General features: G+C 69.1%; 20 protein-coding genes. 10 read left to right on the forward strand and 10 right to left on the reverse strand.

The genetic code is table 11. From position 1 onward, the window contains the following. Positions 1 to 80: 80 nt before the first annotated feature. Positions 81 to 767, forward strand: a complete 687-nt coding sequence (locus LTT66_RS35695) for a TVP38/TMEM64 family protein (RefSeq protein WP_233069510.1) — start codon at positions 81 to 83, stop codon at positions 765 to 767. Positions 768 to 773: 6 nt separating this feature from the next. Here LTT66_RS35695 and LTT66_RS35700 read toward each other — a convergent pair whose 3' ends face one another. The 3 genes from LTT66_RS35700 to LTT66_RS35710 form a co-directional block, all read right to left on the reverse strand. Continuing rightward, positions 774 to 1,676, reverse strand: a complete 903-nt coding sequence (locus LTT66_RS35700) for a S1C family serine protease (RefSeq protein WP_228826541.1) — start codon at positions 1,674 to 1,676, stop codon at positions 774 to 776. 320 nt (positions 1,677 to 1,996) lie between these two features. Continuing rightward, positions 1,997 to 2,365: a nuclear transport factor 2 family protein gene (locus LTT66_RS35705; protein WP_233062858.1), complete on the reverse strand. Its 369-nt coding sequence runs from the start codon at positions 2,363 to 2,365 to the stop codon at positions 1,997 to 1,999. Positions 2,366 to 2,511: 146 nt separating this feature from the next. Beyond that, positions 2,512 to 3,441 (reverse strand): CorA family divalent cation transporter, encoded by a 930-nt coding sequence (locus LTT66_RS35710; protein ID WP_233062859.1) that lies wholly within the window; start codon positions 3,439 to 3,441, stop codon positions 2,512 to 2,514. Between the two features lie 765 nt (positions 3,442 to 4,206). Here LTT66_RS35710 and LTT66_RS35715 point away from each other — a divergent pair. Next, the gene (locus LTT66_RS35715) at positions 4,207 to 4,527 is read left to right on the forward strand and encodes an ArsR/SmtB family transcription factor (protein ID WP_233062860.1); all 321 of its coding nucleotides are present in this window, start codon (positions 4,207 to 4,209) and stop codon (positions 4,525 to 4,527) included. A gap of 44 nt (positions 4,528 to 4,571) precedes the next feature. On the opposite strand, the gene LTT66_RS35720 is transcribed toward LTT66_RS35715, so the two are convergent. Beyond that, on the reverse strand, positions 4,572 to 5,594 hold the full coding sequence (locus LTT66_RS35720) for a hypothetical protein (RefSeq protein WP_233062861.1): 1,023 nt from the start codon (positions 5,592 to 5,594) through the stop codon (positions 4,572 to 4,574). A 116-nt stretch (positions 5,595 to 5,710) separates the two neighbouring features. Here LTT66_RS35720 and LTT66_RS35725 point away from each other — a divergent pair, with 116 nt between their 5' ends. From LTT66_RS35725 to LTT66_RS35745, 5 genes are all read left to right on the forward strand, one after another. Next, positions 5,711 to 6,328 carry a TetR/AcrR family transcriptional regulator gene (locus LTT66_RS35725; RefSeq protein ID WP_233062862.1) on the forward strand — a complete coding sequence of 206 codons (618 nt, stop codon included), beginning with the start codon at positions 5,711 to 5,713 and terminating at the stop codon, positions 6,326 to 6,328. A gap of 369 nt (positions 6,329 to 6,697) precedes the next feature. Then, positions 6,698 to 7,996, forward strand: a complete 1,299-nt coding sequence (locus LTT66_RS35730) for a condensation domain-containing protein (RefSeq protein WP_233062863.1) — start codon at positions 6,698 to 6,700, stop codon at positions 7,994 to 7,996. A gap of 164 nt (positions 7,997 to 8,160) precedes the next feature. Further along, positions 8,161 to 8,610 (forward strand): helix-turn-helix transcriptional regulator, encoded by a 450-nt coding sequence (locus LTT66_RS35735; protein WP_043690287.1) that lies wholly within the window; start codon positions 8,161 to 8,163, stop codon positions 8,608 to 8,610. Between the two features lie 5 nt (positions 8,611 to 8,615). Next, positions 8,616 to 9,026, forward strand: a complete 411-nt coding sequence (locus LTT66_RS35740) for a VOC family protein (protein ID WP_195065772.1) — start codon at positions 8,616 to 8,618, stop codon at positions 9,024 to 9,026. Between the two features lie 302 nt (positions 9,027 to 9,328). After that, entirely contained in the window at positions 9,329 to 11,722 is a 2,394-nt protein-coding gene (locus LTT66_RS35745) for an ATP-binding cassette domain-containing protein (RefSeq protein ID WP_233062864.1), read from the forward strand. Between the two features lie 132 nt (positions 11,723 to 11,854). Here LTT66_RS35745 and LTT66_RS35750 read toward each other — a convergent pair whose 3' ends face one another. Genes LTT66_RS35750 through LTT66_RS35760 form a run of 3 tightly spaced genes read right to left on the reverse strand, consistent with a single transcriptional unit; the run spans position 11,855 to position 13,131 of the window. Further along, the gene (locus tag LTT66_RS35750; protein WP_233062866.1) at positions 11,855 to 12,298 is read right to left on the reverse strand and encodes an SRPBCC family protein; all 444 of its coding nucleotides are present in this window, start codon (positions 12,296 to 12,298) and stop codon (positions 11,855 to 11,857) included. A 42-nt stretch (positions 12,299 to 12,340) separates the two neighbouring features. Further along, positions 12,341 to 12,682, reverse strand: coding sequence for an ArsR/SmtB family transcription factor (locus tag LTT66_RS35755; RefSeq protein WP_233062867.1), 342 nt, complete (start codon positions 12,680 to 12,682; stop codon positions 12,341 to 12,343). After that, positions 12,679 to 13,131 (reverse strand): SRPBCC family protein, encoded by a 453-nt coding sequence (locus tag LTT66_RS35760; protein WP_233062869.1) that lies wholly within the window; start codon positions 13,129 to 13,131, stop codon positions 12,679 to 12,681. The genes LTT66_RS35755 and LTT66_RS35760 overlap by 4 nt, the downstream gene beginning before the upstream one ends. A 441-nt stretch (positions 13,132 to 13,572) precedes the next feature. Between LTT66_RS35760 and LTT66_RS35765 the strand changes: the two genes are divergently transcribed. Continuing rightward, positions 13,573 to 15,165 carry a bifunctional phosphatase PAP2/diacylglycerol kinase family protein gene (locus LTT66_RS35765; protein WP_233062871.1) on the forward strand — a complete coding sequence of 531 codons (1,593 nt, stop codon included), beginning with the start codon at positions 13,573 to 13,575 and terminating at the stop codon, positions 15,163 to 15,165. A 21-nt stretch (positions 15,166 to 15,186) separates the two neighbouring features. On the opposite strand, the gene LTT66_RS35770 is transcribed toward LTT66_RS35765, so the two are convergent. After that, a complete protein-coding gene (locus tag LTT66_RS35770; RefSeq protein ID WP_233062873.1) occupies positions 15,187 to 15,753 on the reverse strand; it encodes a hypothetical protein in 567 nt (188 codons plus the stop codon). A 197-nt stretch (positions 15,754 to 15,950) separates the two neighbouring features. Between LTT66_RS35770 and LTT66_RS35775 the strand changes: the two genes are divergently transcribed. Further along, positions 15,951 to 16,838 carry a DUF2268 domain-containing protein gene (locus tag LTT66_RS35775; RefSeq protein ID WP_233062874.1) on the forward strand — a complete coding sequence of 296 codons (888 nt, stop codon included), beginning with the start codon at positions 15,951 to 15,953 and terminating at the stop codon, positions 16,836 to 16,838. A 37-nt stretch (positions 16,839 to 16,875) separates the two neighbouring features. Beyond that, a complete protein-coding gene (locus LTT66_RS35780) occupies positions 16,876 to 17,418 on the forward strand; it encodes a YaeQ family protein (RefSeq protein WP_233062876.1) in 543 nt (180 codons plus the stop codon). Positions 17,419 to 17,433: 15 nt separating this feature from the next. On the opposite strand, the gene LTT66_RS35785 is transcribed toward LTT66_RS35780, so the two are convergent. Further along, a complete protein-coding gene (locus LTT66_RS35785) occupies positions 17,434 to 18,228 on the reverse strand; it encodes an MBL fold metallo-hydrolase (RefSeq protein ID WP_233062878.1) in 795 nt (264 codons plus the stop codon). 8 nt (positions 18,229 to 18,236) lie between these two features. Next, the gene (locus LTT66_RS35790; RefSeq protein WP_233062879.1) at positions 18,237 to 18,797 is read right to left on the reverse strand and encodes an ester cyclase; all 561 of its coding nucleotides are present in this window, start codon (positions 18,795 to 18,797) and stop codon (positions 18,237 to 18,239) included. Positions 18,798 to 18,837: the final 40 nt, after the last annotated feature.

An 18,837-nucleotide genomic window follows, 5' to 3' on the forward strand; every position in this document is an offset into this window, starting at 1 on the left:
CGGTGACCGAGCGCGGCGAGGGAACAATCGAACACAGCACCGATGGGCACGACGCAGCCGAGCGACAGCGACGCGCAGCCGTGACCAGGCTGCTGCGTGACCCGCGCGTCGTCGCCCTGATCGTGGGCGCGGTCGCGTTGTTCGGCGCGGCGCTGCTGGTCCCGCTGCCGTCGCCGCGCCAGGTGCAGGAGTGGGCGACGTCGGCCGGCCCGATCTTTCCCCTGCTGTTCTTCCTGGTCCACGCCCTGGTGACGGTGGCGCCGATCCCGCGCACCGTATTCACCGTGAGTGCCGGACTGCTGTTCGGACCGCTGCTGGGCATCACGCTGGCGGTCGGCGCCACGACGGTCAGCGCGGCGCTGGCGATCGTGCTCGTCCGCGCGCTCGACCGCGATCAGGTCGCCGCCCGGCTGACCCATCCCGCGGTGCGGGCGATCGACGAGCGTCTCGCCCGCCGTGGCTGGCTGGCGGTCGGCTCGCTGCGGCTCATCGCGGCGGTGCCGTTCTCGGTGATCAACTATTGCTGTGGACTGTCCTCGATCCGGTTCTGGCCGTACCTGATCGCCACAGTGCTCGGCGTGCTGCCCGGCACGATCGGCACCGTCATCCTCGGCGACGCGCTCACCGGCACGACCCACCCCGCGATGCTGGCGCTGTCCGGCGTCTGTCTCGCGATCGGCTTGGCCGGCCTGGTCGTCGACGCCCGGTGGAAGCCGGCGCCGACCACTCCGGTGGTTGCCGCCGAGCCCGTCGCTGCCGCCGATTAGGTCGCTTCAGTCCGCGGCCAATTCCACCGGAACCGCGATCACGTCCACCATGGCACCGTTGCGCAGCACGGTCACGGGCAGTTGCACGCCGATCGCCTCGGCGAACAGCTGTCGCTGGATGCCCTGCGCGTCACGCACTTCCGAACGCGCGACGCTCAGCACCAGATCACCGCGGCGCAGTCCCGCCCGGTCGGCGGGGCCACCGCGGACCACCTCCACGATGCGCACCCCAGCGGCCTGCCCGGTGCGCTCGGCAACCGGGTCGGGCAGTGGCGCGGGCACCCCGACCAGGCCGAGATAGGCGCGCCGCACGCGCCCCTCGGCGTGCAGCGTGCCGATGATCCGGCGCGTCGTCGCGTTGATCGGAATGGCCAGGCCGAGCCCGATTCCGGCGACGGCGGTGTTGATGCCGACCACCCGGCCGGCCGAATCCGCCAGCGCGCCACCGGAATTACCCGGGTTCAGCGCCGCGTCGGTCTGGATCACGTCTTCGATCACCCGTCCGGCGCGGCGCGAGGCGACCGGCACCGCGCGCCCGAGCGCACTCACCACGCCCGCGGTCACCGAACCCGCGAGGCCGAGCGGGCTGCCCACCGCGACCACCAGCTGGCCGACCACCAATTGGTCGGCGTCCCCGAGGGTCACCGCGTCCGGCGCGCCGCCGTGTGCGCGCAGTACCGCCAGATCCGACAGCGGATCCACACCGACCACGCCGAACCGTGCTTCCACCCCGTCGGCGAAGACCACCTCGCCCTCGCTCGTCGCGCCGATGACGTGCGCGTTGGTCAGCAGGAACCCGTCATCGGTGAAAACCACCGCCGAACCGCTCCCCCTCCTGGTCCGCACACTGGCCACGTGCGGCGTCACCGACGCGGCCACCGCGATCACCGTGCGCGAGTAGGCATCCATCGCGGCGTCGTCCACGCCGACCACCACCCTGTTTGCCGGAATTGCACTACTCGTCCAGGATGCCCCCGGGGCGGGAACGACGCACCGTGTTCGCCACAGGCGCAACCGGACTGCGGCGCGCCGGGCGTGTCACCAGGCTGTCGAGCATCGGCGATGCGGTGGACCGCCCTGGGTTTCGCCACGCCGGACCCGGCCTTCCCGGAGTTCGGCGGCGGCCGGGATATCCGGCCCCTCGGGTTCGGTGCCGTAGTCAGCGGCACCGATTCCCGTAGCGAACGAGGCCGACCCGCAGCCCCCCGGAACAGTGACGTCAGCGGCCGTCAGGCGGAGGGCACCCGGTCGAGAAAGCCGTGCACATTCGTGATCCGGTCGTCGGACCCGAGGGTGATCACGTCCGAGCCCGCGACCGGGGCGCTGCCGTCGGCCCGCGAGACCAGTTCCCAGGAGAAGCGGGCGATGTCGTGGTGGCCGTCGATCTCGCCGAGGCGACGGAACTCGAAGCCGGGGAACTGCGCCTGCACACCGCCGATGGCCGCCACCAGCTCGGCGTGCCCGCTGACCGCCGCGAGCGGATCGGTGTACCCGCCGTCCTCGGCCCACGCGGCCGCGACCGCGGCGGTCCGGGCGTCCTCGTCGGTGGCGTTCCACGCGGCGAAGTACCGATCGACCGCTTCCTCGTAACGCGACATGCTGAATCCTCCTGTGCTGTAACGGCTTTCGTCAGCCGATCCGGATCTTCCGATCGGCTGTCTCCAACCTTGCCGCGCCGCGGGCCCCAGGTCGATTACGCGCGAGGTAATGATCCCCGGAAACCGGCGAAAGCCGCGGCCAGGACTCAGCGCAGCCCGCCCTTCTTCCCGAGATAGACCAGCGGAAGCACCGCGACCAGCGCCATCAGGACGATGACTACGAGCCGATGCTGCCAGGGTGACTCGGGCATCCAAGTGAAGTTCACGCCGAAGCAGGTGGCGATCAGCGTGGGCGGTAGCAGGACCGCGGTCAGGACGGTAAACGCCTCCACGATTCGGTTCTGTTTCACCTCCAGCCTGCCGATGGCCGATTGCTGCAGGTAGCGGACCTTGTCGTGTTCCACCCCGGCGTGCTCTCGCACCCCGTCGACGTCGGCGATCAGGATGCCGATCACACCGTCGAGTTCGTGGCCGGGCGGCGTGTCGGCCATCAGGTGGCGTGCGGCGCGGGCCAGCTGCAGCTGGGTCTCCCGGACGCGCGAGACGATCCGTTCGGTCGCGTCCATCCGCGCCATCGTGGCGTGCACGCCGGAGTCCGTGGTCTCCCGGTCGTCGCCGTCGACAGCGCTCGCGATCTCGTCGCGCAACTCCTCCAGCGTGTCACCGGCGTGGTGGAGCACCCGCTCCGATGTCTCGTTCAGCGCCCACAGCAGCGCGTACATCACACCGTGTGCGGAGCCGGCGAGCGCGGTGTTGCGCCGCATCTTCGCCACCGCTTTGTCGAACGGGACGAAACGCTCGGACGGCTGCAGCGTCACCAGGAACTCACCGCCCAACGCGAAGACGATCGTCGCGCGTTCGATGGTTTCGCCGCGCTGGTAGGTGGCGACCACCGGAATGTAGCGGAAGTTGTCGGTCTCCCGGACCTGGTTGTGTCCGGCGGTGAAGTCGATGCCGAGCCGTTCCCGCAGCACGGCCGCGGTGTCGGCGTCGTCGGCGGCGAGGGGAATCCAATGCTGCTGGAGCACTTCGGTGTCGAAGTGGTCGGCGGTCACGGCGCTGAGAAAGGTCGTCATCGGCTACTGCCGCCCGGAGAGAGTGCGCACGGGCGAACCCGAGGACGAACCTGTCCGCCGCGGCGGACGGCCATCGCGCATGTCCGCATCGAGCAAACGGCGCGAACCGCGGACGCACCGGATCGCCCGGCCTTCCGGACCGGGTGGTCGAGGCGATGTTTCGGCTTTTTCGAGCAATGTGGCCATAGCGGGGGCTCCAATACTTACTATCGTGCGGGCTGGCGCACCCCTCCGGAGACGGGCGCACGGGGTGCGGGCAGCGTCGAGCCGCGACGACACCATGCCTGGGTCGCCCGCGGACAAAGGACCACGCACCGGTCGGACCCGGAGGGCGCTGTCCTTACGCGTCGAAGAAATGACGAAGGTGGATTCGTGCCGCGGCGGCCGATCGCGGCGCCGTTGCCCGGCCGCCGATCACGCACACAGATCAACGACGCGCCGGCGCAACCCGTTTCGCGAGAGAGGCCCAGCTGTAGACGTCGATACTGTCATCCGGCATCTGCCGCTCACCTCGCTTCGTGGGTCTACCGGCGCACGAATTGCGCCATCCATCATTAGAAACCCGCCGATCGGGGTACGTCAATCAGTTGCGCAAGTATTCGACCACGCGCCACTCGGTGGAAACCCAGCGGCGCGGGCCGACCCGGATGACCGGGCACGACAGAGGTTTTCGCGGTGCGCGGCGCCGGGGCCGGTCACCGGCGGCCGGACGGTTGCACAACCGGACCCGGTCGTGCCACCCTACCGACAGCTTTGGAGGCGGACGTGACCGAGCACGGCGAGCCGCCGGGCCCCATCCCGGAGGACCGATTACAGGACACCGCAGCGGTTTTCGGCATGCTCGCGGCCACCGCCCGCCTGCAGATACTGTGGCTGCTCGCGCAGGGCGACCGCGACGTCGGCACCCTCGCCGCCGCAGTCGGCCACTCCGTGCCCGCCGTCAGCCAGCACCTGGCCAAACTCAAACTCGCCGGGCTGGTCCGCGCCCACAGAGACGGCAGGCGCCACGTCTACACGATCGCCGACCCCGACATCGCCGACCTCGTCCGCCTGGCCTTCCGCCACCACCGCGAGCAGCCCGGTTGACCGGCCGTTACTGAGACAGCCCCCGGCTCGGCGACTCTTGCGTCTCAGTGACTTCGGTAGTAGGCGGCGAGGGCGTCGAAGGCGGCCTTGGGCTCCCACGGGAGGTCGGGGTAGGTGTCGCCGCGGCGGCCTTCGAGGACTTTGACCACGCCGTAGCTCGCCAGGTCCAGGTCGTCGCGTGGGTCACCACCGGGGCGGTGCACGTGGTCGTAGAGCGCGAGGACGAACACGAACGCGCTGTCGACGCCCTCGGCGTCGAAGACTTCCAGTAACTCCCGCAGATAGGCCGCCTGCCCGGCCTCGTCGCGGGCGTACTCGCCGTCCAACCGGATCGGTCCGTGCGTGTCGTATTCGACGATCTCGAGACCTTGGGCGCCCACGTCGCCGGCGCCTTCGAAGGTCGCCGCGCCGAACTCGGTGATGGCGAGCGGCTTTCCCTGAGCGACAAGGGTACGAACGCCGTCACCGAATCGCTCGGCGACCTCGGCGGTCCGATACAGGTCCACCGACACGATGTCGAACGGTGTCCAGTCGACGCGCTCGAGCGGAATGGAAGCGTAGGTGACGCGGCCGCCGAAACGCTCGCGAACGACGGACACCGCCTTGCCGAGGAAGTCGTTCACCCGCGCACTGGCTTCGCCGACCCGCTCGCGCAGATCATCCGGCCGGGCGGTCAGCAACCGAACGCGCTCGTCGAGCGTGTCGCCGGGGAGAAAGCCATGGTGCATCAAGCTGAGTTCGGCGCCGGTCACGAACACGACCTCAGCACCCCGCTGCCGGATCCGCTCCGCGCGCTCGGCACAGTCCGCGAACAGCGCCAGCATCTCGTCGTCGGTCGATTCGAGAGGGTACGGCGAGAACCAAACCTCGAGGCCGAGATCGGCGGCACAGGTAGCGGCGAGTTCCAGCCGTTCGGGATCGCCCCCGATGACCCTGACCGCGTTGCAGTGCAAGTCGTCGCGGATGATACGCAGCTCGCGGGCCACGGTCTGCGGATCGAAATCCACTCGGGCGGATTGCCCGTCACGCAGGAAGCCTGTCTCGTAGTTGATGCCTTTGGCGCGCATGGCCGCCGTCCTTTCCTCCATCATAAGGTACGTTCAGTACCCTAAAGGCTCTATGCGAACCGGGCAAGCCCGTGTTCGGGAAGTACGATCGGCACCGACTGCGGAAAGGGGTCGTCGTGGAGGATGCGGTGCGGCAAGGCGGCGCCGGGCAGACGCGCCGGCGCGGACCCGCCCTCGAAGAGGCGATACTGCGGGCCGCGGCGGACGAACTCGTCGAATCCGGGTACGCCGCACTCACCATGGACAAGGTCGCCGCCCGCGCCGGCACCAACAAGAACGCCATCTACCGGCGCTGGCCGAACCGGCTGGCGCTCGGCATCGCCGCCTACCGGCAGCTGGCCACGACGGCGCAACCGCCCGATACCGGCGACCTGCGCGAAGACGTGCTCGAACTGCTGCGACGGGTCAACCGCCATTGGAGTTCGCCACTGGGCGCCGTCCTGCGGGAACTCATGGCAGCCGCCGGTGGCGCCGCGGAACTCCTGGCACAGCTGCCGGAGCAGTCCGGCGAGGCCACCGCCGCACCGTGGCTCACCCTGCTCGGCCGCGCGGTCGCCCGGGGCGAAGCCGCTCCCGAAGCGCTGCATCCGCGCGTCGCTACGGTGGCCCTCGTTCTGCTCCGCAACGAATTCGTCGTCCGCGCGGCGCCGACCGCGCCCGACAACGTCCTGATCGAGATCGTGGACGAGGTCTACCTGCCGCTGATCCGCCGACGAGATCCGGCAAGGAGCTGACCCGAAGCCGTCACCGCGACACCCATCCGTTGCTGAAGTGGTCGACCGTCCAGCTCGGGCGCTCCGCATCGCGAGGCCGGGCGCTCTCGGCAACCCTTCGGCAGGTCACTTCGAACGGCGCCCGGCCTTGACGTTCGCGCTGGACAGCGAACCCGTCCGCATCTCGCGGCCGCACGTGGTGGCGCACCGCCGGGGCCGCCGGCACCGAACCCGCCAGTAGGGTTGACCACGGCGTTGCCAGGCCGGATGCTCTACCTTGGCCGACCATCTCGAACATTCGAACGATCCGGATCGCATAGCTTCGAGTCGTGGCGGCGACGACGCCGGTGCGGATCTGCTCCGGCGTCCGGAACTCGAGGGGAGAATCGCGTGACCTACCGCCTGGACGACATCGACTGCGTGAGTGCGCGGGGGCACTCCGCGCTAGGGGGAACCCTGGCGATCCAGGCGGTGTGGCGTTACGACCGCCCGGTGGACCTGGCCGCGCTGAAGAATTTCCACGAGGCATTGCGCCACGGCAGACTCGGTCGAGCGGTCGCGCCCGCGATGATCCCCGCCGCAGGGGATCGCTGGACCACCCGAGCCGAGTTCAGCCCGCTCGAGGTCGCGGACGCCCCCGTTCCGCGCAGCCGATTGGAGGCCTGGATCGCCGAGCAGGGGCACGCGGAGTTGCGCACCTACGGCGGGCCCGCGTGGCGGTTGGCGGCGACCCAGCTCGACAACGGGGAAAGCGCGGTGTCGCTGCTGGTTTCGCATACCCTCGCCGACGGCCAGGCATTCTGCGCGGCGGTCGCGGACGCGGTCGCGGACAAGCGGCTCGATCTGACCTACCGGTCCGACGAATTCGGCCGGATGCGCCTGCTGTCCAACGATTTTCGCGATGCCGCGCGGCGCGCCCGGTCGCTGCCCTCCGCCGTCGGCTTGGCGCTGCGGTTGGGCCTGGCCCGGCGCGGCGGCGAGACCGGGCGGCCCGACGCGGACTTCCGCCTGCCGACGGTCACCGCGACGGTCCCGGCGCGGCTGTGGGAGGCGGCGGCGCGGACCCGAGGCGGAACCGGCACCACGTTGGCGGTGGCGATGATGGCGGCCATCGCCACCGAGATCGGTCGCACCGACGAAGAAGGCCGGGTTCGCATCATGATGCCGGTCAGCACCCGCACCGCCGACGACCTTCGTGCGAACGCCTTGACCTCCATCGACTTCGAAGTCGATCCGCTCGACGGCCGAGCGGCCGACCTCGCCCCGTTACGTGCGGTGATGAAGGAGAAGCTCAGCGCGGCCGCCGCCAAAGGACAGAACGTCCCACCGCTGATCCCGGTAGCGGTCGCGCTACCACGCGGGCGCTACGCCGCGCTCGCGCGGCAAGCCGCCACCGATCCGATTTCCACGGTGTGCTCCAGCCTCGGCAAGCTCGACCCCGAAATCCTCCGCATCGACGGGAGTCCGGCCTCGGCGATGACGATCGGCTTGGTCAACCAGAGCCTCGACTCCCCGGCCGTCCTGACCGAACGCGGCGGCACCCTGTACGTCGCGCTGGTGGAGTCCGACGAGGGAATCACGCTGCGCATCAACGGTTTCCACCCGCCGAAGCTCACCGATGCCGAGCAGCTCGGCGAACTCGTGCAGCGTGCGCTCGCGCAGTACGAACTCGCGGCCACCTTCTGGTAGCGATCGACCGGAACCCGCGTCCGGCCGCTGCCGCCGATCGACCTGGCGTCCGTTCGGACAAGTCGCCCGGCGGTCACGGGGCCGGTGCGGGGTCGCGGGGCCGGGCGGGCGCCGACGTGTCGACACCCGCCCGCTTGTCACCTGCATGTGGCACCATCTGGTAGGTGACCAGCAAACCCGCCGGAGCGCCGCAGCTGCGTGACCTCGCTCGGTTGCGCCGCGTCCGCGACCGCATCGACCGGGAATACGCGCAGCCGCTGGACGTGGAGGCGCTCGCGCGCGACGCGCACATGTCGGCCGGGCACCTCAGCCGCCAGTTCCGGCTCGCCTACGGCGAGTCGCCGTACTCCTATCTGATGACGCGGCGCATCGAACGGGCGATGGCGCTGCTGCGCCGGGGCGACCTCAGCGTCACCGAGATCTGCTTCGCGGTCGGGTGCTCGTCGCTGGGCACCTTCAGCACCCGCTTCACCGAGCTGGTCGGTATACCGCCGAGCGTCTATCGGCGCGAGGCCGAGCGCGCGACGGCCGGGATGCCGTCGTGCGTCGCGAAACAGGTGACCAGACCGATCAGGAATCGAGAAGCACCGGCGACCCAGCCGCAATTAGCCTGATCGCCATGGACATCACCATCAACGCGAGCTTCCTGCCGCACGACGACCCGGAGGCGGCCCTCGCCTTCTATCGCGACCTCCTCGGCTTCGAACTCCGCAAGGATGTCGGGTACGCAGGGATGCGCTGGCTCACGGTCGGCCCCGCCGATCAGCCCGGCACCTCGATCGTCCTGCACCCGCCGGGGGCCGACCCGGGCATCACCGACGACGAGCGCCGCACCATCGCGGAGATGATGGCCAAGGGCACCTATGCCGGCATCCTGCTGGCGACGAAGGATCTCGACAGCACCTTCGAACGGCTGGCCGCCGGCGACGCCGAGATCGTCCAGGAGCCCACCGAACAGCCGTACGGCATTCGCGACTGCGCCGTCCGCGATCCCGCGGGCAACCTGGTCCGCATCCAGGAACTGCGCTGAGTTCTCCGGCTCTCGCACGCGAACGCCGCACAAGACGGCGTTGACGGCCGCCGTCACACCGGACACCGGCCCACGACGGAGACGCCCGGGGAGCCGGTGCCTCGGTGGACGGCGCCACCGCCCTCCGGCCGGGACGACGAGAAGCCGACGGCCATACCCGCGAACGGGAGGGGCACCGGCGGACGCGCGCCGCCCAGCCCCCGACAGAGGTAAACAGACCTACCGGGCGAAGCTGGTTAGATCGAGCCAGGCGACGCCGACGGAGACCGCGCAGGCGGCCCCGCCCGACAGATGGAGACACGATGAGCACGGCCACGAGAACGCATACGCAGTCGCCTGCGCTGCACGCCGCCGACAGCCACGATCTGATCCGCGTGCACGGGGCGCGCGAGAACAACCTGAAAGACGTCAGCATCGAGATACCGAAGCGACGGCTGACGGTGTTCACCGGTGTCTCCGGCTCGGGCAAGAGCTCACTGGTGTTCAGCACGATCGCCGCGGAGTCGCAGCGGCTGATCAACGAGACCTACAGCGCATTCGTCCAGGGCTTCATGCCGACGCTGGCGCGGCCCGAGGTCGACGTGCTCGACGGACTGACCACCGCGATCATCGTCGACCAGCAGCGCATGGGTTCGGACCCGCGGTCCACGGTCGGCACCGCCACCGACGCCAACGCCATGCTGCGCATTCTGTTCAGCCGGCTCGGACAGCCGCACATCGGCTCGCCGCAGGCGTACTCCTTCAACGTCGCCTCGATCAGCGGCGCGGGCGCGGTCTCCGTGGAGCGCGCCGGACAGACCGTCAAGGAGCGCCGCAACTTCACCATCACCGGCGGCATGTGCCCGCGCTGCGAAGGCAGGGGCTCGGTCTCCGATATCGACCTCACCCAGCTCTACGACGACTCGAAGTCGCTCGCCGAGGGCGCGTTCACCATTCCCGGCTGGAAGTCCGACAGCTTCTGGACGGTCCGGGTGTACGCCGAGTCGGGATTCGTCGACCCGAACAAGCCGATCCGCAAGTACACCAAGAGGGAGATGCAGGACTTCCTCTACAAAGCGCCGACCAAGGTCAAGGTCGAGGGTGTCAACCTCACCTACGAGGGCCTGATCCCCAAGATCCAGAAGTCTTTCCTGTCCAAGGACCGGGAGGCGATGCAGCCACACATCCGGGCGTTCGTGGACCGGGCGGTCACCTTCGCCACCTGTCCCGAGTGCGACGGCACCCGGCTCAGCGAGGCGGCTCGATCGTCGAAGATCGCGGGGATCAATATCGCCGACGCCTGCGCGATGCAGATCAGCGATCTGGCCGAATGGGTCGGCGGCCTCGACGAGCCGTCGGTGGCGCCGCTGCTGGCCGCCCTGCGGCACACCCTCGACTCGTTCGTGGAGATCGGGCTGGGCTACCTCTCCCTCGATCGGCCCTCGGGCACGCTGTCGGGCGGTGAAGCACAGCGCACCAAGATGATTCGTCACCTCGGCTCCTCGCTCACCGACGTCACCTATGTCTTCGACGAGCCGACCATCGGCCTGCACCCGCACGACATCCAGCGGATGAACGATCTGCTGCTGCGGCTGCGGGACAAGGGCAACACGGTGCTCGTCGTGGAGCACAAACCGGAGACGATCGCGATCGCCGACCATGTCGTCGACCTCGGCCCCGGGGCAGGCACGGCGGGCGGCACCATCTGCTTCGAGGGCAGCATCGAGGGCCTGCGGGCCAGCGGCACCGTCACCGGCCGTCATTTCGACGACCGGGCCGCACTCAAGGAGTCGGTGCGCAAGCCCGAAGGCGCGCTGGAGATCCGCGGCGCGAAGGCGAACAACCTGCGCGACGTCGACGTCGACATCCCGCTGGGGGTGTTGGTCGCCATCACCGGCGTGGCCGGCTCCGGTAAGAGCTCGCTCGTGCACGGGTCGATCCCCGCGAGCGAAGGGGTGGTCTCGGTGGACCAGGCGCCCATCCGCGGCTCGCGGCGTAGCAACCCGGCCACCTACACCGGCCTGCTCGAGCCGATCCGCAAGGCGTTCGCGAAGGCCAACGGCGTGAAACCGGCACTGTTCAGCGCCAACTCCGAGGGCGCGTGCCCCACCTGCAACGGCGCCGGCGTCGTCTACACCGATCTGGCGATGATGGCCGGTGTCGCCAGTACCTGCGAGGAGTGCGAGGGGAAGCGGTTCCAGGCATCGGTGCTGGAATACCACCTCGGCGGCCGCGACATCAGTGAGGTGCTCGCGATGTCGGTGCTCGAGGCCCAGGAGTTCTTCGGCGACGGCGCGGCGCGCACGCCGGCGGCGCACGCCATCCTCGGCAGGCTCGCCGACGTCGGACTGGGCTACCTCAGCCTCGGCCAGCCGCTCACCACGCTGTCCGGCGGCGAGCGGCAGCGGCTCAAGCTGGCCACCCACATGGCCGACAAGGGCGGCATCTACATTCTCGACGAGCCGACCACCGGCCTGCATCTCGCCGATGTGGAGCAGCTGCTCGGACTGCTCGATCGGCTCGTCGATTCCGGCAAGTCGGTCATCGTCATCGAGCACCACCAAGCGGTGATGGCGCACGCCGACTGGATCATCGATCTCGGCCCAGGGGCGGGCCACGACGGCGGCCGGGTCGTTTTCGAGGGCACACCCGCCGACCTCGTGGCCGCGCGCTCCACCCTCACCGGTGAGCACCTCGCGGCTTACATCGGCGCCTGACCGGCACTCTCACCGACATCGTGGGACGGCGACCGCGCCGCTGAACCGAGCTCGAGCAATCGGGCCATCAGTGGCGAGGGCGCCGTCACGGTGTGGTTGCTCACCTGGCGAGCGGCAAGACCATCTGCACGATCAGTTCCAGTTGTCGATCTTGACGTCGTACGGCTCCGGCGCGCCTTTCCCGGTTTCGATCAGCGACTTCAGGCTCAGCAGAAAGACCGCCCACTTGGTGCTGCAGTGGTACATGGATTCCACCGGCTCCTTCCACCCTTGGTGCTTGAACAGAACGATCGTGTAGTCGTCGGCCTGACCGAGGTTCCAGTCCAGTTGCGTGCCGACCCAATCGTCAGGTCCGTCGATCACCTCCCACAGCACGCGCTTGCCCGGCTCGAGCTCGCGGACCCGCATATCGAATCCCCCGGCCCCGAACCGGAATTCGATCACGCCGCCGACCTCACCGGCTTTGCCCCGAGTGTCGGTCGTCCACCAACCGGCAAGCCCCTCGGTGGTGGTCAAGGCGGCGTAGACCTCGGGCACCGGCGATTGGATTCCGACTCTGTGCAGAATGTCGACCATTGTCGATTCCTCTTTCTTCGGTTCTTGTCCGGCAGTGTGGATTCACTGCTGGTCTTGCGTGCGCTGGATCGCTTCGGCGATCCGCTTGATCCGATGGAGCCTGGCGTCCCAAGCCGCCCCCACCGAGGACAACTGGGCGACCGCGCGAGCGAGTTGCGCCTCGTCCACCCGGTACCTCCGCTCCCGCCCGGCAGGCGTGCCGTGCACCAGGCCGACGCGGTCGAGCACGAGGAGATGTTTCGCGACCGCCTGCCGCGTGACGGGCAGCCGCTCGCTGAGACCGGTGGCCGTGCCCTCCCCCTCCGCCAGGAGCAGGTCGAGCATCCTGCGGCGGGTGGGATCCCCGATCGCGGACCACAGGTCGTCGTCGACGACGGTGGTCACGGCGTCGACACCAGCCGCACGATGTACTCCCCCAGCCGGGGAACATAGGTGTCCCAGCCCACGGTGTGTTCGCGGTACTGCTCCGCCAGCTTCGCGGCCTCCCAGCCCATCTCGCGGAACCCGACCTCGGTGAGCCGAATCCTGGTGCCCACGCCGGACGGGGTCAGCTCGAAAGTCACCAGCAGCGAGTCGGTGGAGTCGTCGACCGCGCCGCCCGGGTAGCACCATCGGAACGAGAACAATCGGGGCGGCTCGGCCCGCACCACCATGATCGGCACGACCTGCGCCCGGTCACCCCAGACGAGCTCACCGACCGCACCGGGAGCCACGTCGAACGCGGCATCGTCGCTCCACCATTCCGACATGTGCTCCGGGCTGCTGACCACCTGGTAGACCACCTCGGGTGAGGCGTCGACGTGTATCTCCCGCTCGATGCTGCCGTACTCCATGCGTTCCCGACCTCCATTTGCAACGTTTGGTTGCGCATGACGCTAGCCGAACTTCGATAGTCACGCAACCATCGGTTGCATATCCACTCATCAGGGACATCGCCGGGACGCTCACCCTGCTGCCGATCCCCGACAGCTTCGCCCGCCACCTGATTCCCACCGCCATTCGATTGCACCGGCGGGCCAGTTCGATGGGCTGGGCCAGGCGTGATTCGTACTCGCTGCGCAGCAAAGCCTGCAACGGTGTACTTTTCGCGACCGGTCAGCCGCTAGGGTTACCGACCTGGGCGAAACAGCGCACGCCACGGTGAACTCGCGGTCCCGCGGGGTGTCGCCGCCAGCACCCACAGCAGTTCGGGGCAGGCCCCGGCGGGTGCGTCGGTGGCACTGTCGCCCGCCGTGTTTCGTGTCGTTCGCACCCCGATCGGTAGTCTCGAGCGGGTGAGTAGCTGGGTGCGCCGGAAGTTCCACGGCATCGGACGAATCGATCGAGCGATCGGCGGCGCGGTCGCCGAGCTGCCTGCCTCGGTGGTCGACCACGGCTTGTTGCGGATCACCAGCGGTGCCAACTTCAGCGGGCTCTGGCTGACTCTCGCGGGACTGCTCGCCACCCGGCAGGGCGCGCCGCGGCGGGCCGCGTTCCGCGGCGTCGTCTCCGTCGCGGGCGCCAGTTTCCTCGTCAACGTCGTTCTCAAGTCGCTCGTCGCCCGGCGCCGCCCCGCCGCCGAACTCTTGCCCGTGCACCGGCGACTCTCCCCCGCCCCGAAATCGTCTTCTTTCCCCTCCGGGCACAGTGCGAGCGCCGCGGCATTCGCCACGGCGGTGGCTCTGGAAAGTCCCCGCACCGCACTGGTTGTCGCCCCGCTGGCGGCCACCGTCGCCTATTCGCGGGTGCACACCGGCGTGCACTGGAGCTCCGATGTGCTCGTGGGAGCGGCCGTGGGTTCCGGGGTCGCCCTCGCCACCCGGCGCTGGTGGCCGGTGCGCGAATCGGATGAGGCGCAGGCCCGCCCGGTCCGCGAGGTCCCCGCGCTGGTGGAGGGCAAAGGGCTGGTGGTAGTGGTGAATCCGATGTCCGGCGATCCGAACTACGATCCCACCGACGACGTCGTCGTGGCTCTGCCCGCCGCCACCGTGCTGCGCACCCGAGCCGATCTGGACTGTGCCGAACAGCTGGAGCGGGCCATCGCCGAACACGGCGAACCGGTCCTGGCGGTCGGCGTCGCGGGTGGCGACGGAACGGTCGCCGCCGTGGCCGCGGTCGCGCTGCGCCACGAGCTGCCCCTGGTAGTCATTCCCACCGGCACGCTCAACCACTTCGCCCGCGACCTCGGCGTCTACGATCTGCGCGAGGTGATCGACGCCACCGGTATCGGCGAGGCGGTCGCGGTCGACATCGCCGGAGTCGAGTACGAGGACGAAACCGGTTCGCGCACCCGGCACCTGATCAACACCGCCAGTCTCGGCACCTACCCGGATCTGGTGCAGCTGCGCGAGAAGTGGCAGTCACGCTGGGGCAAATGGCCCGCCTTCGCCGCTGCGCTCGTGGTCACCCTGCGCCGGGCCGAACCGATCGAGATCTGCCTGGACGGGCGCTGGCAGCGGGTGTGGTTCCTGTTCGTCGGCAACGGCCCCTACCATCCGCACGGCGCCGTGCCCGCCTTCCGCGACCGGCTCGACGCCGGACTGCTCGACATTCGCTGGCTGCGCGCCGATCTGCGCTGGTCGCGCACCCGCGCGGTGCTGGCGCTGCTGCTGGCGGCGATCGGTCACAGCAAGGTCTACGGCGAGCGCCAGCTACCCGAACTGTTCGTGCAACTCCCCACGCCCGAGGCGTTGGCCACCGACGGCGAGGTGGTCGGCAAAGCCAGCCGCCTGCACTTCTCCATCGCGGGCCAGCTCGCGGTCTACCGCCGCGACGAATCCAATCCGCTCTGGGCCGACCGCAGCCGCCCCCATCACCGCCGAGCCCCTTGGCTGCGGGACGCGTTCCGGGCCCGTCTCCCGTTTCAGCGTCGCGCAGGCGAGGACTGAGCGAGCCACTCGCCGGCGCGCCTACTTCATCGAGCGCAGCAAACCGAGTTCGGGCTCCAGCGCGCCATCCTGGCCCAGGGACAGGAAGTCCGCCTCCACCGCGGCCCGCTGCAGAACCCCGGCCCGCACCGCGTGGTAGCGCACCACCGACCAGACGAAGACATCGAGGTCATCGAAGCGGGTGCTTTCCTCGACGACTTCCTCCTCGTGGAACCAGATTCCGATCTGCCCGGTGGTGAGCACCACATACAGGTTGCCGCCGCCGTCCGCGCCGATGGAGTACACGTCGTCGTCGGTGAGCTCGGTCTCGTAGTCGGAGTCCCGGATTCCGCAGTCATTGGCCGCGAAGTCGAATCCGTATGACCACGAGTAGATGTCCAGGAACTGCGGCATTCGCCCCGAGCGCACCCGGCGATCGAAGGCGGCCAATGCCGCCGCGTCCGCAGGGGCCAGCCGTTCGAGGAAGGACGTTACGGGCCGGGTCTCCTCCGGCACGGCGACCGCAGGCCGACCGGGAAACCATCGCTCCAGGTCGGCGTCGAGGTCGCGCTCGATGTAGCCCGCCAGGTCGTCACGAGTGAGTGTCACAGTCGAATCCTACGAGCCACCAACGACATTCGCCGATAGCCCGCGGAGACGCGATAGCCTGTCGTCACCCTTTTCTGCAACGGGACCGGACCACCGCTGCTGATCCCGGACGCAGGTCCCGGAAGCGCACGTCGATCGTCCTAGGACCATCAATCGAGTTGACCTCGACGCTGCCGCAATGTTTAGTGTCGCGGGACATGACGATCACCGTTCTCGATACCTACTCGGCGATGAAAGAGATCCTCCGGGCTCCCGCCGCGGATCGCGCCGCCTTGCTGCACACGATGCTCGAGCCTATGAAGGGCATGTACCGGTACTTCCCCGGAGACGTCGATCTGGTGGCCATGCATCACCATTCGTCCGGGTTTCCGCTGGACCGTGACGCGGAGCGCTGTCTCGACGCGCTCGAGACGCTGGCGGCGGCCGGGGCCTGGGACCGGATCCGGCGCGCTCTGGACGACGCCGTCGCCGTGCAACTGGCGGCGACACCGGAGCTGGAGGTCCCGGACGTCACCGTGCTGTTCGTGCTCGGCGACCCCGGCGACGCCCACTTCATGGGTCCCGCCCTCGGCTTGGCAGGCAACGGCGGAATCTCCGGCTACATCGTCATCACGCTGTGGCCTTTCCCCGAGAACGTGGAGCGGCTGGAGGCGACCGTCGTGCACGAACTCAACCACAATCTGCGCTACAGCCCGGGTGGGGTCGTCTGGGACCCGGCGACCGTCACGGTCGGCGAGCACGTGGTCTCCGAAGGCCTGGCCGATGCGTTCGCCCGCCAGCTCTATGGCGACGAACTCGGCTACGCCCGCATCGGCGTGCCACATCTACGCGACGACGCGGTCTTCGCCAAGGTCGTGTCCGGACTCGGCGTGACCGGCATGCAGAACTTCACGGCGTGGGTGCACGGCGACGCGACCGCGGAACGGTTCGGCGCTGCCCCGGTGGGGTTGCCCACCGGAGCAGGATATGCCGTCGGCAACAGGCTGGTCGACGCCTACCTGGCGGCGACCGGCCAGACCGCCGCACAGGCGCTGCACGCTCCCGCCTCGGCGATCATCGCTACCGCGCTGCACCGAGAGGGCTGATCACCGGTGGCGTGATGCGGGCTAAGCTGCTGCACCTATGGCACTCAGCGCGACACTGCACAACTTCGCCGTCCACCTGGCCGACGTCGATCGGGGCGTCTACCAGGAGTTGGAGTTGCGGGTAGCGCGGCATCCGTCCGAATCCGCCGAGTTCATGCTGACGCGCGTGCTCGCCTATTGCCTCGAGTACGAGGAGGGCATCGGCTTCAGCGACGGCGGGGTGTCCTCCACCGACGAGCCCGCGGTGCTGGTGCGTGATCTCACCGGACGCCTCACCGCCTGGATCGAAGTCGGCGCTCCCGACGCGGAGCGCGTGCATCGGGGCAGCAAGCTGGCCGAACGTGTCGCCGTCTACACCCACCGCGATCCAGCCAAGGTGCTGGCGCAATTCACCGGCAAGCGCATCCATCGCGCCGAAGCGATTCCGCTGTACAGCTTCGGCCGCGACTTCATCGATGCCGCCGTCGCGGCGATCGAACGGCGCAACACCATCACCCTGTCGGTCACCGAACGCCTGCTGTACCTGGATCTCAACGGCACCGGGCTGAGCACATCGATCGAGGAGCACCGGCTCGGATAGTCACTCCCGTGAGGCTCATACCCGTTCGATCGCGCGGTCGAGTAGGTACGGATCGTGTGCGTTGACGAGGAGGAGGTCTGGCTCGGCGGCTGCCCAAAGCTGGGCCAGCCGTCGGTGGTTGGCCCGGACCTTGTTCCAGTCGTGGGCGACGACGCGTTCCATCGCGGTGAGCGCTCTGGGCGCGGAGTCGGTGCCGTCGAGTTGGCCGTGATGGTAGAAGGAATCCCCCACGTGCAGGATCCACTGCTCACCGGTGTCGACCGCGACGGCGGCGTGACCACGGGTATGGCCGGGCAGGTTGATCAGCACGATGCCCGCCGCGATGTCGGTGAGCTCCTCGGCGCCGGGGAAGCCGCGCCACGACTCGCCGGAACCCGGCTCGTGCTGAACGAGCGCCGGGCTGTGGGCGCGTTGCGCCGGGCGGTAGCGCTCTCGTTCGATCAGCGTCCGGGGATGCCGCGCGGCGAACGCTTCCGCATTCGTGAGATGCACTCGGGCCCAGGGGAAGTCGGCGAGACCGCCGGTGTGGTCGGTGTCGAAGTGGGTGAGCACGATGTGCCGGACATCGTCCGGGGCGTAGCCGAGTTGCCGGATCCGGTTGATCGCGGCTTCTTCCGGATCGAAGGCCGGGCGGACGTAGAAGCGGCCCCGGCCGAAGCGCCGGGTCGGTGCTTCGGCGTCGCGCAGGCCGATGCCGGTATCGATCAAGACGAGACTGTCGTCGGTCTCGACGAGCAGGACGTGGCAGACCAATCCGCCGGGGGTGGCGGGCGGTCGCATCGTGCCGCAGTTGAGGTGATGGACTCTCATCCGCCGGATCAGGCCGTGAGGTCGGCGGGCGGGGTGTCGACCAGCCGTGGGTCGGGGTTGCTCGACATGGCGAGCAGTCCGCGCAGGCTGCGGAGGACCAACGGCCACGTGCGCGGGTTGCGCAGGTTCAGGCCGCCGATGAGCTGTCGCAGCATCGACAGCGTGTCGAAGTAGATCCGCTCGATGATCAAGTTCTGGTCGTCGTCGAAGACGAAGTACGCCGTCATCCGGGTGCGGTGCCGGGAGCCGGTGGGCGGAATGGGGCCGAGCGGTCCCGAATGCGTGCCGAGCAGCCAGAATTCGACGATGACCGCGTCGGCGCTGTGGCGCAGCGCGATGATCTCGTGATCCTGATCGGGGAAGGCGACGCGCGTGTCGTGGTAGTAGCCGCGGACCTCGGCGTCGCCGTCGTGGACGGTGAGCGTGGGAATGATCTGGTAGTGCGGATGCGGGAACGTGGCCAGCACGTCGTCCCATTCCTGCCGCACCTCGTCGTGGAAGTGGTCGAGGACGAGCTTCTCGCGGGCCCGCAGCACCTCGATGGGCGGGATGGCGAAACGGTCGGTCATGGAATCTCCTGCGGGTTCAGCGGTGGGCGATGGCGCCGTG

It is taken from the genome of Nocardia gipuzkoensis (assembly GCF_021183645.1).
GTDB classification, from domain to species: Bacteria; Actinomycetota; Actinomycetes; order Mycobacteriales; family Mycobacteriaceae; genus Nocardia; species Nocardia abscessus.